This is a genomic window from Pseudomonas sp. R76 (assembly GCF_009834565.1).
In the GTDB taxonomy this organism is placed as follows: Bacteria; Pseudomonadota; Gammaproteobacteria; order Pseudomonadales; family Pseudomonadaceae; genus Aquipseudomonas.
On the sequence record NZ_CP019428.1, the window covers coordinates 1,968,452 to 1,982,434 of the forward strand.

Below are 13,983 nucleotides of genomic sequence, written 5' to 3' on the forward strand. Positions count from 1 at the left end.
TTTTCAGCTACGGTACAGCCTGACGGTGGCATTCGTTTGTAGTATCGGCTCACTCCATTCACAAGGATCTGAAACCCATGCGTTTATACACCTGGACCGTAGCGCTGCTCTTCAGCGTCCTGGCGGCTCACGCTCAAGCGTTCTCCACCCCCAAACCCGGCCAGGTCATCGAGGTTGCCCTCGAACAACTGCACCCGACCCAGGCCGTGGTAGGCTTCGACCAGATTTATTACAGCCTGGGGCTGTTCGCCGACAAACCCGCCAAGGTCTTCGACGAGTACTGCGAAACCAACGGCCAGGGCGACGCCGACAAGGTGCCCAAAGACGCCGACTTGCTCCGCCCCGCCAGTTTCAACTGCCAAAGCCCGGTGGGCACCCACCCCGACGAGATGAAAACCGTGGTGGTCGGCCCCGGCGGCCAGTTGTACCTGACCGACGGTCACCACAGCTTCACCACCTTGTGGGAAGTGCCCGGCGGCGGCCCACAGTTGAAAATGTGGGTCAAGGTGACCGATGACTTCAGCAATAGCCCGGACATGGCCACCTTCTGGCAGCGCATGGAGACCGCGCGCAAGGTCTGGCTCAAGGACAATCACGGCAAAACCCTGGCACCGCAGCAACTGCCGGCGCACCTGGGCTTCAAGAACCTGCAGGACGACACCTTCCGCAGCCTGGTGTATTTCACCCGCAAAGCCGCCTACGGCAAACCGGACGATGGCGCCGTTGCGCCGGAGTTTCTGGAGTTTTACTGGGGTAACTGGCTGCGCTCGCAGATTGACCTGAGCGCCTTCAACCTGAACAAGAAGGGCGGCTACAAGGACGCTATCCAAGCCGTTGCCCAGCGCATGGTCAGCCTGGCGCCGGGCTCGCAGGTGGGTGACAGCGGTTTCACCGCCCATCAGTTGGGCGGCATGAGCCAGTTGGATCAAGCTGAGCTGAAGAAGACCTTCGAGAAAAAAGTGCCGTATGTGATTGATTACCGCAAATCCCGGAATTAACACCGATCAAAAATGTGGGAGCTGGCTTGCCTGCGATAGCGGTATCTCAGTCAACACGTGTGTCGACTGATACGGCGTAATCGCAGGCAAGCCAGCTCCCACAGGGGATTTGTGGTGTCTGCGGGGCTCAGCCCTTGAGCTTTTCAGCAATCCAAATCGTGTGCCGAGTGCCTTTATTGCCATGGGCAAACACCTGCACTTCCTCAGCCTTGAAACCGGCCTTGCGCAGTTTGTCGCTGAACAGCTTGTCGGCACTCGCCGACCACACGGCCAACACGCCCTTGGGCCGCAGGGCCTTGGCGCAGGCGGCCAGGCCGCCGGCGGAGTAGAGCCAGCTGTTGGCTTTTTGCGTCAGGCCTTCGGGGCCGTTGTCCACGTCGAGCATGATCGCGTCAAAGCCCTGAGGCTCTGCCTGCAGCACTTTCGCCACGTCTTCCAGGCGAATCACCGTGCGCGGGTCGAGCAGCGGGCGGCCGGATTTTTCGCCCAGTGGCCCACGGTTCCATTCCACTACGCCAGGCACCAATTCGGCGACCACCACTTCGGCGGTCTTGCCCAAATGCTTGAGCGCCGACGCCAGGGTGAAGCCCATGCCCAACCCGCCGATCAGCAACCGCGAACCCGGGCGGCCGGCGACTTTGCGGCAGGGAATTTCCGCCAGCGCGTCTTCGGAACCGTGCATGCGCGTGTTCATCAACTGGCCGCCGTCACCGCCCTGGATCTTGATGACAAAATCCTCGCCGTATTCGAACAGGCACAAGGCACCGCCGTTATCGGGGATCGGAGTAGTGTCGAGCAGAACGAAACGTTTCATGGAAATCTCATTGGGAAGGGCATTCTTGCGCGGTTGGGAGTAGCCTTACGACATTCCGGTCAGGCCATGGAGCCATCGATGAAGTGCAGTATTCTAACGGTCATTGTGCTTGGCGCGCTCACATTGGGTGCGGCTCAGGCTCAGGAGTTGCAAACCGTGCCGGTCGCCCCCGCGCCAACCCCCGGTGCGCCGGGCACGCCGACGCCCACGCCGTACCCGCAAGTCACCCCGCCCGTCGCGCCTAAAGCCACGGCGAACGGCTCACCGGCGCTGGTGCCGATTGTGTTGCCGACGCCGCCGAAGGATCAAGGCGTGCCCGGCCTGCTGCAAAACGACAGCAAACCGAAAACCCCCGGCGGTTAAAACTGTTGTGACAGCAATTGCCCGTCGGCCATGCGCAGGCGCTTAGACAAGGCAATCGCGATGGCGCGGATGATCTTGGCGGCAACCCTGGGCGCTTCGTTAAGCATTTTTTCCAGGGAATCCTTGCCCAGGTTCAACAGCACGCAATCACTGGCGGCGATGCAGCTGGCCGAACGCCGTTCGCCATCGAGCACCGCCATTTCGCCGAAGGCCCGGCCACTGCGCAGGGTGGCGATGGTCAGGCGCTGGCCGTCGTGGTTGGTTTTCTGCACGGCCACCTGGCCGCTGTGGATGATGCACATGAAGGTGCCGGCATCGCCCTCGAGGAAAATCACCTCGTCGCGGGCAATGCTGCTGATATTGAAGAAACCGGCGGCGACGTGAAAGTCTTCCGGCAACAAGGGATCGAACAGGCCGCAGTCCATGAGCATGTCGCGGATTTCATTGTTCATTAACGTCGGTAATGGCATGGCTGCAATCTTGGTCCATCAATCAAGTAGGCGGTCTGTGTGTTCAGACAGGACCGCCGTCCTAAGTTCCTTAAACCAGCCCCAGCGCCTTGAACACAAATGCATATTCGAGCGCTACGTCACGTAATCCCTGGTAACGACCGCTCATCCCGCCATGGCCGGCGCCCAATTCGGTCTTGAGCAGCAGCAGGTTGTCGTCCGTCTTGGTGTCACGCAGTTTGGCCACCCACTTGGCCGCTTCCCAGTACTGCACGCGGCTGTCGTTGTAGCCGGCGATAACCAGCGTGGCCGGGTAGGCCTGGGCGCTGACGTTCTCGTACGGCGCGTAGGCCTTGATGCGTTCGTACACCTGGGGCTCTTCAGGGTTACCCCACTCGTCATACTCGGTGATGGTCAGCGGCAGCTCGGGGTCGAGCATGGTGTTGAGCACGTCGACGAACGGCACTTCGGCAATCGCTGCCTGGAACAGGTCCGGGCGCTGATTAAGCACCGCACCGATCAACAAACCACCGGCGCTGCCACCGCTGATCGCCAGCTGCCTGGAGGTGGTCAGGCCTGCAGCGATCAAGTGCTCGGCGCAGGCGATGAAGTCGCTGAAGGTGTTCTGTTTGTGTTCCTGCTTGCCGTTGCGATACCAGGCTTCACCCAGTTCACCGCCGCCGCGTACATGCGCGATGGCAAACGCTACGCCGCGGTCCAGCAGGCTCAAGCGTGCATGCGAGAACCACGGGTCGAGGCTATGGCCGTAGGCGCCATAACCGTAGAGGTACAGCGGCGTCGGCTTGCCGAGCTGGTCGCGTTTGACCACCAGGCTGATCGGCACTTGGGTGCCATCGGCGGAGGTGGCCCACAGGCGTTGGCTGACGTAGTCGTCGGCGTTGAACACGCCCAGCACCGGGGTTTCCTTGAGCACCACTTGCGCGCCGCTGGCCAAGTCAAGTTGGCGCACCTGGGCCGGGCGGTTCAGGGCTTCGTAGCGCAGGCGAATCTTGTCGCTGGAAAATTCCAGGCTGTTCTGTACGTAAAGGCTGTAGGCGGCGTCAGGCAGTTCCACGCGATAGGCTTGTACGTCCTGCGGGTGCACTTCGATCACCGGCAGGCCGCCGATGCGCAGGCTCAAGGTCATCGCGCTGGCGTTGAGGCTCACGCCATCGAGCATCACCTCGTCGCTGTGCGGGATCAGGTTGTGCCATTGATCTTCGGTGGGCACGCTGCCGGTGTCGGCGGCGACGAACAGCGCGTAGTTGATGCCGTCGCGGTTACTGCGGATAAACCAGGTCCACTCGCCGTCAAGCTGGCCGTGGTCCACGTCGTATTCGTGGTCTTCTACCCGTGGCGCCAGGCAGGCGAAGTCGAGGTGTGGCTGGTCGGCGTCGAGTGCCCAGATTTCGCTGGTGGTCTTGCTGCCCAGGGCCAACAGCAACTGGCGCTCGGAACTGGAACGGTAGCAATGCAGGAAGAAACGTCCGTCAGGCTCGTGAAACACTTCCTGCGCCGCCGTGCCATCCAGGCGGTAGCGATAGAGCTTGTGCGGGCGATGGGTGTCGTCCAGCTCAGTGAAGAACAGGGTCAGGCTGTCATTCGCCCAGGTCATGCTGCCGTCGCAGTCCTCGAACTCCAGCTCGCTGACTTTGCCGGTGGCCAATTCCTTCACGAACAGGGTGTAAATCTCTTCCCCGCTGGTGTCCAGGCTGTAGGCCAGGCGCTGGTGGTCGGGGCTGATGCTGAACGCGCCCAGGGAGAAAAAGCCGCCATTGGCCAGTACGTTAGGGTCGAGCAGCAGTTCTTCGCTGCTGTCGTCCACAGTGTTGCTGTCATCCGCGGGGCGGCGGCAGCGGTAGTGGCGGGCGTATTCGTCACCGGCGGTGGTGCGTGTGTAATACAGGTACGGGCCCCACGGCGAGGGCAGGGACAAGTCGGTTTCGAGAATGCGGCCCTTGATCTCTTCGAACAGGGTTTCCCGCAGCGCCTGCTGGTCGGCGAGTTGCGCTTCCTGCCAGGCGTTTTCGGCTTTGAGGTAATCGAGGACTTCAGGCGTGTCACGCTGTTGCAGCCAGGCGTACGGGTCCTGGCCTTCGGCCTTGCGGGCAATCGGGGCGGCAGTGATGTGGGTCGATGAAGGCATGGATCACTCTCTGTCTGGCGGATGGTGGCAGGCATTGCAGCCGAGACACGCAAAAGCCGTTATCATAGCCGCCTGTTTGCCTACCTTGCCATGGACACCATGACCGAGAACGACTATCTGACCGCTTGGGGCCTTTACGCCTTCGCCGCTTTGGGCTGCCTGTTGGTGTGGTGGCGCATGACCCGCTGGATCTGGCGCTGGCTGCGCGAGCCGCTGCAGTTGCTGATGGCGGTGCTGCTGTTCAGCCCGACCATCGTCGACCCGGTCAAGACCCAGTTTGCGCCGGCCGTGGCGATCACCGCGTTGGATCTGGTGCTGCATGTCGGCAATAACGCCTGGCGGGCCATCTCCGATCTGTTCATGTACACGATGATCGCCTTTGGCGTGTACATCGTGTTTGTGTTGATCCGCTGGCCCATCGAGCGCGCCGCCACTGCCCGCCGTGAGCGCAAGGCCGCTGCCGATGCGGCCCTGGCCGCCGAGCCGGTGGACGAAGACGACGAGCCATTCCGTCGCCCGGCGCCCACCAGCGGTATGCGGGTCGAACCGCGCCTTTAACGTTGTCCGCCCTGCAGCGAGAGCCCTGGCATGTGTGAATTATTGGGCATGAGTGCCAACGTCCCCACCGACATTGTGTTCAGCTTTACCGGGCTGATGCAGCGGGGCGGGCGTACCGGCCCTCACCGCGACGGTTGGGGCATTGCCTTCTATGAGGGCCGTGGCCTGCGTCTGTTCCAGGACCCGGCCGCCAGCTGCGAGTCGGAAGTCGCGCTGCTGGTGCAGCGTTACCCGATCAAAAGTGAAGTGGTGATTGGCCATATCCGCCAGGCCAATGTGGGCAAGGTCAGCCTGGCCAACACCCACCCGTTCGTGCGCGAACTGTGGGGCCGCAACTGGTGTTTTGCCCACAACGGCCAACTGGCGGACTTCAACCCGCGCGCCACGTTCTACCGGCCGGTGGGCGATACCGACAGCGAAGCGGCGTTCTGCGACCTGCTCAACCGGGTGCGCGAAGCCTTCCCGGAGCCGGTGGAGATCGAGCAAGTGCTACCGGACCTGATCGCCGCCTGCGCCGAATACCGCAGCAAAGGCGTGTTCAACTGCCTGCTCAGCGACGGCGACTGGCTGTTTTGCTACTGCTCGACCAAACTCGCGCAGATTACCCGGCGCGCACCGTTTGGCCCGGCGCGCTTGAAAGATGTCGACGTGATCGTCGATTTTCAGGCCGAGACCACGCCAAATGATGTGGTTACGGTGATCGCCACCGAGCCGCTGACCGACAACGAAAACTGGACCCGTTACGAACCGGGCCAATGGAGCCTGTGGCGACGCGGTGAATGCGTCAGCCAGGGCATTACCGAGTAAGGATATCGACCATGCTGCTCAGTTATCTGCGGTTGGTGCTGTTTGCGATTGGCTTGTTGGTCGGTGTGCAAGTGCCGGGGTTTATCAACGACTACGCCAAGCGCGTCGAAGCCCACCTGATCGAGGCCCAGACCGGCCTCAGCGGGTTTGAAACCACCGCGCGGCAGTTCTTCAACGGTGATTTGAAGGCGCTGGTGGCGCATTACCGCGCCAGCGATGACCCGGTGTTCCAGAGCGACGCCAACAGCCTGGGCAGCATGCTTGATCGCCAGGTCGCGTTGGACAAGCAGTTCCAGGCCATGCAAGGCCCGTGGTACATCCGCGCGTTGCAAGTGGCGGTGGCCGCCGACCCGGCGATTCGCCTGGAAACCTGGAATGGCTACAGCTACCAGATTCTGCTGACGCCTGAGGCCATGGGCTGGGGCTTGGGCGGGGCGATGCTGTTGTCGTTCGGCATCGAATGCCTGTTCCGCTTGATCGACTGGGTGGTGTTGGGCGGCAAGCGCCTGCGTCAGAGCCGGCCGATTGAAGAGCGAGACCTCAAAGGCCTTTGATGATGATCGTTCCCACGCTCCGCGTGGGAATGCCTCTTGTGACGCTCCGCGTCACGTTTTGGGACGCGGAGCGTCCTGGGCCGCATTCCCACGCAGAGCGTGGGAACGATCAATCCGGTTTCGTCAGTAGCATGTGCTCTTCGCCGACCTCTTCGGCATACCTTGCCACCACCTTCTGGCACAGCCCGACAATCTCCTCCACCAACTCCACGCCCACACGCCACGACACCACCACCTGCAAATTCGGCAGTTTCTGCGCCATCGGCAACATCACCAGTTCCCCGCGCGCCAATTCTTCCATCACCAGCACCGGCGGCAGTGCACCTATGCCGAAGCCATCACGCAGCAAGCGCGTAATCGCCGACACCGAATTCACACAGTTCATACGCGGCGCGGCCACGCCGTTGGCCTGCATCAGGCTCAGCACGTCCTGGTGCGGGTGGGAGTTTTTCGAATAGGTGATGATGCGCTCACGGGCCACTTCGGCGAGGGAGGCGTAGTCGCGGTTGTAGATCGAATGGCTGGCGACGATCCAGGCCATCGGGTGGCTGGCCAGTTCCAGGCTGCGCACGGTTTCGAGGCGCAGCAGGTCGGTTTGCAGGATCAGGTCGAGGAAGCCTTTTTGCAGTTGATCGCTCAAGTTCAGCGCGGTATCGGCGACCAACTCGATTTCTACCAGCGGGAAGTGGTCCATCAATTCGGCGACCAGCGGGCTGAGCCAGGTGTGAATCACGGTGTCCATCGCCCCGATGCGAATCCGCCCGACCTTGCTGCTGGTGGTCTCCAGGGACTGCTTCAAACCCTGCATGGTCACCATCATCTGCTCGGCGTAATCGAGCACCTTCAAGCCTTCCGGGGTCAGGCTCACCCCACGTGAGTCGCGCAGAAACAGCTTCACACCCAACTCGCTTTCCAGCACCGCAATGCGGCTGGAAATCGAGGCCTGGGTGGTGAACAGCTTCTCGGCGGTCAGGCGAAAGCTCTTGAGCTTGGCCACCCAGACGAAGGTTTCGAGGAACTTCAAATTCATGGGATCAACTTTTCTTATGCATGGATCGGTTTTTATTAGTTGGACGCCGCACCGGGCAAACGCCAAAAATCGAGGCATTCCACGATAAGCGTCGTTGGGGTGTCAGGACAAGTTGCCAGTTCTGTGCGAAAAATCCCACACTACAAAAAAATACAACGCCTGGAGGTACACCGACCGTGAGCCGTCTTCTATTGAATTGCGACATTGGCGAAAGTTTTGGCAATTGGACCATGGGTCTGGACGCCGAGGTTATGCCGTTCATTGATTGCGCCAACGTCGCCTGCGGCTTTCATGCCGGTGACCCGAGCATCATGCGCAAGACCGTCACCCTGGCCTTGAAGCACGGCGTGCAAGTGGGCGCACACCCCGCGTACCAGGACCTGCAAGGGTTCGGCCGCCGCTCCATGGCCTACACGCCGCAGGAAATCCAGGACCTGTTGCACTATCAGATCGGCGCCCTCGACGGCATCTGCCGCGCCCAAGGCGCGCGGGTCAGCTACGTCAAACCCCATGGCGCGATGTACAACGACATGATGGCCAACCCCACGCAATTGCGCGCGGTGATCCAGGCCGTGGCCGCTTATGGCGACCTGCCGTTGATGCTGCTGGCCACCCGCGACAACAGCGCGGCCCAGGCCTTGGGCGATGAATACGGGGTGACGCTGTGGTTCGAGGCCTTCGCCGACCGTGCCTACGACCACAAAGGGCACCTGGTGTCGCGCCAGTTGCCGGGTGCCGTGCACCATGACTCCGAAACCATCGTGCAACAGGCCCTGACCATTTCCCGTGGCGAAGCCCTGACCGCCAGCGACGGCAGCGCCTTGGTGTTGCAGGCCAATACCTTGTGTGTGCATGGCGACAACGCCAGTTCGATTGCCGCTGTGCAGCGTATCCGCGAGGCGTTGAAGCCAGCATGAAGCCACGCATTGAAGTGGTAGCGATCGACTGCCTGATGGTGCGTCTGTTTGATCTGATTGCCGAAGCCAACATGCCGTGGATGCTCGCCGCCACTCAACGCCTGCGCGAAGGCTTTGGCCCGGCACTGGTGGATTTGGTGCCGTCCTACACCACGCTGATGGTGCATTACGACCTCACCGCGTTGAGCCCGGCCCAGGCCAGGGAGTTGATCGGCCAGGCGCTGGCCGACCTGCAGCCTCAGGCCCAGGGCAGCGGCCAGTGTCACGTGTTGCCGGTGTGGTACGACCTGAGTGTCGGCCCTGAGCTGACATTGCTCAGCCAGCGCAGTGGCCTGTCGGTAGACGAAGTGATCCGCCGCCACAGCGCCCACGAATACCAAGTGTTCGCCCTGGGTTTCGCCCCCGGCTTTGCCTTTATGGGGCTGGTGGACGAAGCCCTCGCCACGCCACGCCTGAATACCCCGCGCAAACGCGTGGCGGCCGGCAGCGTCGGCATCGCCGAACGGCAAACCGCCGCGTACCCGGTGGTCTCGCCGGGCGGCTGGAACCTGATCGGTCGCACCCCGGCCAAACTGTTCGACCGTGAACGCGACGGTTACAGCCTGATGCAGCCCGGCGATACGGTGCGGTTCGAAGCCGTTGATCACGCTGAATTTATTCACCTGGGTGGCGATGACACGCCGTTGGAGGCGCACGCATGAGCCGCTTGTTGATCGAGGCCAGCACGCCGCTGTGCCTGTTGCAGGACGCCGGTCGCTTTGGCGTGCGGCACCTGGGCGTGACCCAGGGCGGCGCGCTGGATTGGGTGTCGATGTCGTGGGCCAACTGGCTGCTGGACAATGCGCTGGATGCGCCGGTGGTGGAAATCACCTTGGGCGGGTTCACCGTCCAGGCTGAAGATTATTGCTTGCTGGCGCTGGCCGGTGCGGATCTGGGCGCGTATATCGATGAACGCGCGATCAGCCCGGGGCGCAGTTTTATCCTGCAAAAGGGCCAGCGCTTGCGCTTTACCCAGCCGTTCAGTGGCGCGCGGGCTTACCTGGCGGCGCCGGGCGGCTTTGATGCGCCGGCCGTACTGGGCAGTTGTGCCACGGTGGTGCGTGAAGCGTTGGGTGGGCTGGACGGTTTCGGCAAAGCCTTGGTCGAAGGCGGGCGCTTGGCGTATTCCGGGGTGGGCGGTGCGATGAAGGTGCTGAGCGCGCCCAACTTGCCTCCCAAGGCACCGTTGGACGTGATTGTCGGCGCACAGATCGGCCAGTTCAGCGGGCAGAGTTTGTTCGATGCCTTCAACACCGAATGGGCGCTGGACAGCCGCGCCGACCGCATGGGCATGCGCCTGCTGGGCACGCCGCTGCAGTATCAGGGGCCGTCGTTGATCTCCGAAGGCATTCCGCTGGGAGCGATCCAGGTACCGCCGGATGGGCAGCCGATTGTGTTGCTCAATGATCGGCAGACCATCGGCGGTTACCCGCGCCTGGGCGCGTTGACGCCCTTGGCGCTGGCGCGGCTGGCGCAGTGTTTGCCGGGAGAGAAGGTCAGGTTGGCGCCGGTGGTGCAGGAAACGGCGCATCGGCAGCATGTCGACTTTTTGCAGCGGTTCTGATCGTTCCCACGCTCTGCGTGGGAATGCCTCTTGTGACGCTCTGCGTCACGCTTTGGGACGCAGAGCGTCCTGGGCTGCATTCCCACGCGGAGCGTGGGAACGATCTATTTACTTGGAGAGAAAGCGCATCCCTTCTTCCAGGCCCCGCAGCGTCAGCGGGTACATCTGGTCTTCCACCAACTCGCGCACTATCCCCGTCGACGCCGTATAGCCCCAGGTGTCCTTCGGGTACGGGTTTATCCAGATCAGCTTCTTGTACTTGGCCATGAAGCGTTGCATCCACACATACCCAGGCTCTTCATTCCAGTGCTCGACGCTGCCACCGGCCTGGGTGATTTCATACGGCGCCATCGACGCATCGCCGATAAAGATCACTTTGTAGTCGGCGCCGTACTTGTGCAGCAAATCCTGGGTGGAGGTGCGTTCCGAGGTGCGGCGTTGATTGTTCTTCCACACCGACTCGTACACAAAGTTGTGGAAGTAGAAATACTCCAGGTGCTTGAACTCGGTCTTGCACGCAGAAAACAGCTCTTCGCAGATCTTCACATGGGCGTCCATCGAGCCGCCAATGTCGAACAGCAGCAACAGCTTGATGGTGTTACGCCGCTCCGGACGCATCTGGATGTTCAGCAGCCCGGCATCCCGTGCCGTGTGGTCGATGGTGCCGTCGATGTCCAGCTCTTCCGCCGCACCCTGGCGCGCGAACTTGCGCAGGCGGCGCAGGGCGATCTTGATGTTGCGCGTGCCCAACTCGACCTGATCGTCGAGGTTCTTGTACTCGCGCTGGTCCCACACCTTCACGGCCTTGCCCTGGCGCTTGCCGGCATCACCCACGCGAATGCCTTCCGGGTTATAGCCACCCGAGCCGAACGGGCTGGTGCCGCCGGTGCCGATCCACTTGTTGCCGCCGGCATGGCGTTCTTTCTGTTCTTCCAGGCGTTTCTTGAACTCTTCGATCAGCTTGTCCAGGCCGCCGAGGGACTGGATCTGCGCGCGCTCTTCATCGCTCAGTGAGCGTTCGAATTCCTTGCGCAGCCACTCTTCGGGGATCAGCGCCTGCAGGTGATCGTCGAGTTTTTCCAGGCCGTTGAAATAGGCACCGAACGCACGGTCGAACTTGTCGAAATGCCGTTCATCCTTGACCAGGATCGCGCGGGCCAAGTAGTAAAACTCGTCCATGTCGGCGAAGACCACGCGCTGTTTCAAGGCGTTGATCAGGTCGAGCAGTTCACGCACCGACACCGGCACCTTGGCGGCGCGCATCTCGTTGAACAGGTTGAGCAACATTATCGATTACCGCGACGGCTCATGAATGCCAGGCGTTCCAGCAACTGAACGTCTTGTTCATTCTTCACCAGAGCGCCGGCCAACGGCGGGATGGCCTTGGTGGGGTCGCGTTCGCGCAGCACGGCTTCGCCGATGTTGTCGGCCATCAGCAACTTGAGCCAGTCGACCAGCTCGGACGTGGAGGGCTTTTTCTTCAGACCCGGCACTTTGCGCACGTCGAAGAACACGTCCAACGCTTCGCTGACCAAGTCTTTCTTGATGTCGGGGTAGTGCACATCGACAATCTTTTGCAGCGTGGTGCGGTCGGGGAACGCGATGTAGTGGAAGAAGCAGCGGCGCAGGAACGCATCCGGCAGCTCTTTCTCGTTGTTGGAGGTAATGATGATGATCGGGCGCTTCTTGGCCTTGATGGTCTCGTCGATTTCGTAGACGTAGAACTCCATCTTGTCGAGTTCTTGCAGCAAGTCGTTGGGGAACTCGATGTCGGCCTTGTCGATTTCATCGATCAGCAGAATCACCCGCTCCTCGGACTCGAAAGCCTCCCAGAGCTTGCCCTTCTTCAGGTAATTGCGCACGTCGTGGACCTTGTCCACGCCCAGCTGCGAGTCGCGCAGGCGGCTGACGGCGTCGTACTCGTAGAGGCCTTGATGCGCCTTGGTGGTGGACTTGATGTGCCAGGTGATCAACTTGGCGCCGAAGGATTCGGCCAGTTGCTCGGCGAGCATGGTCTTGCCGGTGCCGGGCTCGCCCTTGACCAGCAGCGGCCGCTCCAGGGTGATGGCGGCGTTGACGGCCAGTTTCAGGTCATCGGTAGCCACATAGGCCTGGGTGCCTTCGAACTTCATCGGTCATTCCTCGAATTCATCAATGCCCGGACTATACCGCGCAGCCCCGGCGACTGTGAACGCAGACGGGTTATTCAGTCTCTGAATGGCCGGTCACGCGTGACCGCTAGCGGTTTTTTTCCAACGCATACGCCCGCGCATCGGCTTTATCCCTGAGCTTGCTGCCGCCCCACAGGGCGAGTGCTGCTAAAACCAGTGTGCCCAAGCTTATGAGGATCATCTGGCGGGCCATCGGCCCGCCTTCAACGGCGGATATCACTAATCGCATACAGCCCGAAAAGGCCCAAAGATAACCAAGAATTGTCAGTATCCAGCCGCAGATGCGCATTTTAGTGTCCTTACTAGTCGGTGGAATTTAGTCGGCGGTACGATAAACGAGGGCTCAGTGTTTCACCATAGTTGCCCTCGGGCGTGTGACTCAATCAGCACTGGGCTTGGGCTGTTCATAGCGCGCAGTGAATGCCTGGATAAACCCATTACGCAAAATCGACAAAAACGCCGAAAACGCGCTGATATTTTGCTGGTGTACGCTGCCGCTGAGTTCGACGCGGGTGGCAAACTGGTTTTTGTTCTGGTTTTTCAGCACTGTTTCGCTGGTACCGACCACGGCTTCCCAGATCGAGCGGAAGATGTTTTTGTCTTTGTTCTCAACGTCTTGCTTCCAATCAAAGACTTCCACGTCGCGCAGCAGCGGCTTGATGTAGCCGCTCAACTGGCCTTTTTCGGCCTGGGCTTCGATCACCACGGCGCCAGTGCCGGCCTTGAAGTCGAATTTGCCGTAGGCCGAGGCGAAGTCGTTCAGGCGCTTGAGTTGAATATCCTTGGCGCGAAAGCGGAATTCGAAATCTTCAAAATTGCTCAGCGGGTCGAACGCCGCCGTGGCTTCCAGCGGCGCCTGGCCGAGTAACTGCGCCTTGCCTTCAAAGGTGGCGTCGCGCTTGCCTTTGATGTCCACCACGTTGGTCAGGTTATAAAAGCTGGCGTTGACCTGGGTGGCGTAGATATTCACCGGTGGCTTGGAATTGAAGTTGTGGAAGGCGATCTTTCCGTCCTGAATTCGCACTTCGTTGAGGGTGATCGGCAGCAATTTGCTCAGTTGTTCGCGCCAGTCGGTGCCCTTACCGGTCTGGGATGCCTGCTGGTTGCCGCCGTCGACGAAATTCAGCTCCGGCTCAAAGAACTGTGCCTCGGCGACCACCGCGTGGTCGTACCACAGCGAATGCCAGCTCACCGACAGGTCGATCACCGGCACTTTGACGAACGGCACCGGCACCTTGCCGTCGACCTTGACGATCTGCAGGCCGTTGATCTTATAGGCGCCACGCCACAGTGCCACGTCCACATCGGTGATTTGGCCACGGTAGTCGCCCATGTCGGCGAGCTTGTCGTTCAGGTAGTTGCGCACCAGGTAGGGCAGGGCGAGGTCCAGGGCAATCAGTACTACCACCAGTACGGCGACGATCCATAGCAGCCCACTGTAGCGACGTTTCATGTTCAGGTTCTCCAACGGTATAGGCGATGGACCGCGCGCGCAGGCGCAACGTTCCTCTGACTGGACGCCCAAAGGCCTGAGGCATACCCTTGGGGCCTTGTTGAAATTGCCTTAAGGACC

The 13,983-nt window shown here is 61.1% G+C and carries 16 protein-coding genes; 8 read left to right on the forward strand and 8 right to left on the reverse strand.

The window, feature by feature from the left end; all coding sequences use genetic code 11:
• The first annotated feature begins 77 nt into the window (after positions 1 to 77).
• Positions 78 to 998 (forward strand): ParB/Srx family N-terminal domain-containing protein, encoded by a 921-nt coding sequence (locus PspR76_RS09000; RefSeq protein WP_159954879.1) that lies wholly within the window; start codon positions 78 to 80, stop codon positions 996 to 998.
• Between the two features lie 127 nt (positions 999 to 1,125).
• On the opposite strand, the gene PspR76_RS09005 is transcribed toward PspR76_RS09000, so the two are convergent.
• Positions 1,126 to 1,812: a spermidine synthase gene (locus PspR76_RS09005; RefSeq protein WP_159954880.1), complete on the reverse strand. Its 687-nt coding sequence runs from the start codon at positions 1,810 to 1,812 to the stop codon at positions 1,126 to 1,128.
• A gap of 78 nt (positions 1,813 to 1,890) precedes the next feature.
• On the opposite strand from PspR76_RS09005, the gene PspR76_RS09010 reads away from it, so the two are divergent.
• Positions 1,891 to 2,175 (forward strand): hypothetical protein, encoded by a 285-nt coding sequence (locus PspR76_RS09010; protein ID WP_159954881.1) that lies wholly within the window; start codon positions 1,891 to 1,893, stop codon positions 2,173 to 2,175.
• Here PspR76_RS09010 and PspR76_RS09015 read toward each other — a convergent pair.
• Together PspR76_RS09015 and PspR76_RS09020 are read right to left on the reverse strand one after the other, a co-directional pair.
• The gene (locus tag PspR76_RS09015; protein ID WP_159954882.1) at positions 2,172 to 2,645 is read right to left on the reverse strand and encodes a cyclic nucleotide-binding domain-containing protein; all 474 of its coding nucleotides are present in this window, start codon (positions 2,643 to 2,645) and stop codon (positions 2,172 to 2,174) included. The genes PspR76_RS09010 and PspR76_RS09015 overlap by 4 nt on opposite strands.
• Before the next feature lie 70 nt (positions 2,646 to 2,715).
• A complete protein-coding gene (locus PspR76_RS09020) occupies positions 2,716 to 4,770 on the reverse strand; it encodes a S9 family peptidase (protein WP_159954883.1) in 2,055 nt (684 codons plus the stop codon).
• Between the two features lie 21 nt (positions 4,771 to 4,791).
• Here PspR76_RS09020 and PspR76_RS09025 point away from each other — a divergent pair, with 21 nt between their 5' ends.
• The 3 genes from PspR76_RS09025 to PspR76_RS09035 are packed head-to-tail and all read left to right on the forward strand — an operon-like array spanning position 4,792 to position 6,689.
• On the forward strand, positions 4,792 to 5,328 hold the full coding sequence (locus tag PspR76_RS09025) for an MFS transporter (RefSeq protein ID WP_159954884.1): 537 nt from the start codon (positions 4,792 to 4,794) through the stop codon (positions 5,326 to 5,328).
• Positions 5,329 to 5,358: 30 nt separating this feature from the next.
• Positions 5,359 to 6,135 carry a class II glutamine amidotransferase gene (locus PspR76_RS09030; protein ID WP_094951183.1) on the forward strand — a complete coding sequence of 259 codons (777 nt, stop codon included), beginning with the start codon at positions 5,359 to 5,361 and terminating at the stop codon, positions 6,133 to 6,135.
• A gap of 11 nt (positions 6,136 to 6,146) precedes the next feature.
• A complete protein-coding gene (locus PspR76_RS09035; RefSeq protein WP_159954885.1) occupies positions 6,147 to 6,689 on the forward strand; it encodes a DUF2937 family protein in 543 nt (180 codons plus the stop codon).
• 109 nt (positions 6,690 to 6,798) lie between these two features.
• Here PspR76_RS09035 and PspR76_RS09040 read toward each other — a convergent pair whose 3' ends face one another.
• The gene (locus PspR76_RS09040; RefSeq protein ID WP_159954886.1) at positions 6,799 to 7,719 is read right to left on the reverse strand and encodes a LysR family transcriptional regulator; all 921 of its coding nucleotides are present in this window, start codon (positions 7,717 to 7,719) and stop codon (positions 6,799 to 6,801) included.
• A gap of 176 nt (positions 7,720 to 7,895) precedes the next feature.
• On the opposite strand from PspR76_RS09040, the gene PspR76_RS09045 reads away from it, so the two are divergent.
• Genes PspR76_RS09045 through PspR76_RS09055 form a run of 3 tightly spaced genes read left to right on the forward strand, consistent with a single transcriptional unit; the run spans position 7,896 to position 10,239 of the window.
• Positions 7,896 to 8,636: a 5-oxoprolinase subunit PxpA gene (locus tag PspR76_RS09045; protein ID WP_159954887.1), complete on the forward strand. Its 741-nt coding sequence runs from the start codon at positions 7,896 to 7,898 to the stop codon at positions 8,634 to 8,636.
• The gene (pxpB, locus tag PspR76_RS09050) at positions 8,633 to 9,337 is read left to right on the forward strand and encodes a 5-oxoprolinase subunit PxpB (RefSeq protein ID WP_159954888.1); all 705 of its coding nucleotides are present in this window, start codon (positions 8,633 to 8,635) and stop codon (positions 9,335 to 9,337) included. Before PspR76_RS09045 ends, pxpB begins: the two co-directional genes overlap by 4 nt.
• On the forward strand, positions 9,334 to 10,239 hold the full coding sequence (locus PspR76_RS09055) for a biotin-dependent carboxyltransferase family protein (protein WP_159954889.1): 906 nt from the start codon (positions 9,334 to 9,336) through the stop codon (positions 10,237 to 10,239). Before pxpB ends, PspR76_RS09055 begins: the two co-directional genes overlap by 4 nt.
• 108 nt (positions 10,240 to 10,347) lie before the next feature.
• On the opposite strand, the gene PspR76_RS09060 is transcribed toward PspR76_RS09055, so the two are convergent.
• The 4 genes from PspR76_RS09060 to PspR76_RS09075 form a co-directional block, all read right to left on the reverse strand.
• Positions 10,348 to 11,526, reverse strand: coding sequence for a vWA domain-containing protein (locus PspR76_RS09060; protein ID WP_017137401.1), 1,179 nt, complete (start codon positions 11,524 to 11,526; stop codon positions 10,348 to 10,350).
• Positions 11,526 to 12,371 (reverse strand): AAA family ATPase, encoded by an 846-nt coding sequence (locus tag PspR76_RS09065; RefSeq protein WP_003210690.1) that lies wholly within the window; start codon positions 12,369 to 12,371, stop codon positions 11,526 to 11,528. Before PspR76_RS09065 ends, PspR76_RS09060 begins: the two co-directional genes overlap by 1 nt.
• A gap of 106 nt (positions 12,372 to 12,477) precedes the next feature.
• Positions 12,478 to 12,699 carry a hypothetical protein gene (locus tag PspR76_RS09070; RefSeq protein ID WP_159954890.1) on the reverse strand — a complete coding sequence of 74 codons (222 nt, stop codon included), beginning with the start codon at positions 12,697 to 12,699 and terminating at the stop codon, positions 12,478 to 12,480.
• Between the two features lie 90 nt (positions 12,700 to 12,789).
• Positions 12,790 to 13,863 carry a DUF748 domain-containing protein gene (locus PspR76_RS09075; RefSeq protein WP_159954891.1) on the reverse strand — a complete coding sequence of 358 codons (1,074 nt, stop codon included), beginning with the start codon at positions 13,861 to 13,863 and terminating at the stop codon, positions 12,790 to 12,792.
• Between the last annotated feature and the right edge of the window lie 120 nt (positions 13,864 to 13,983).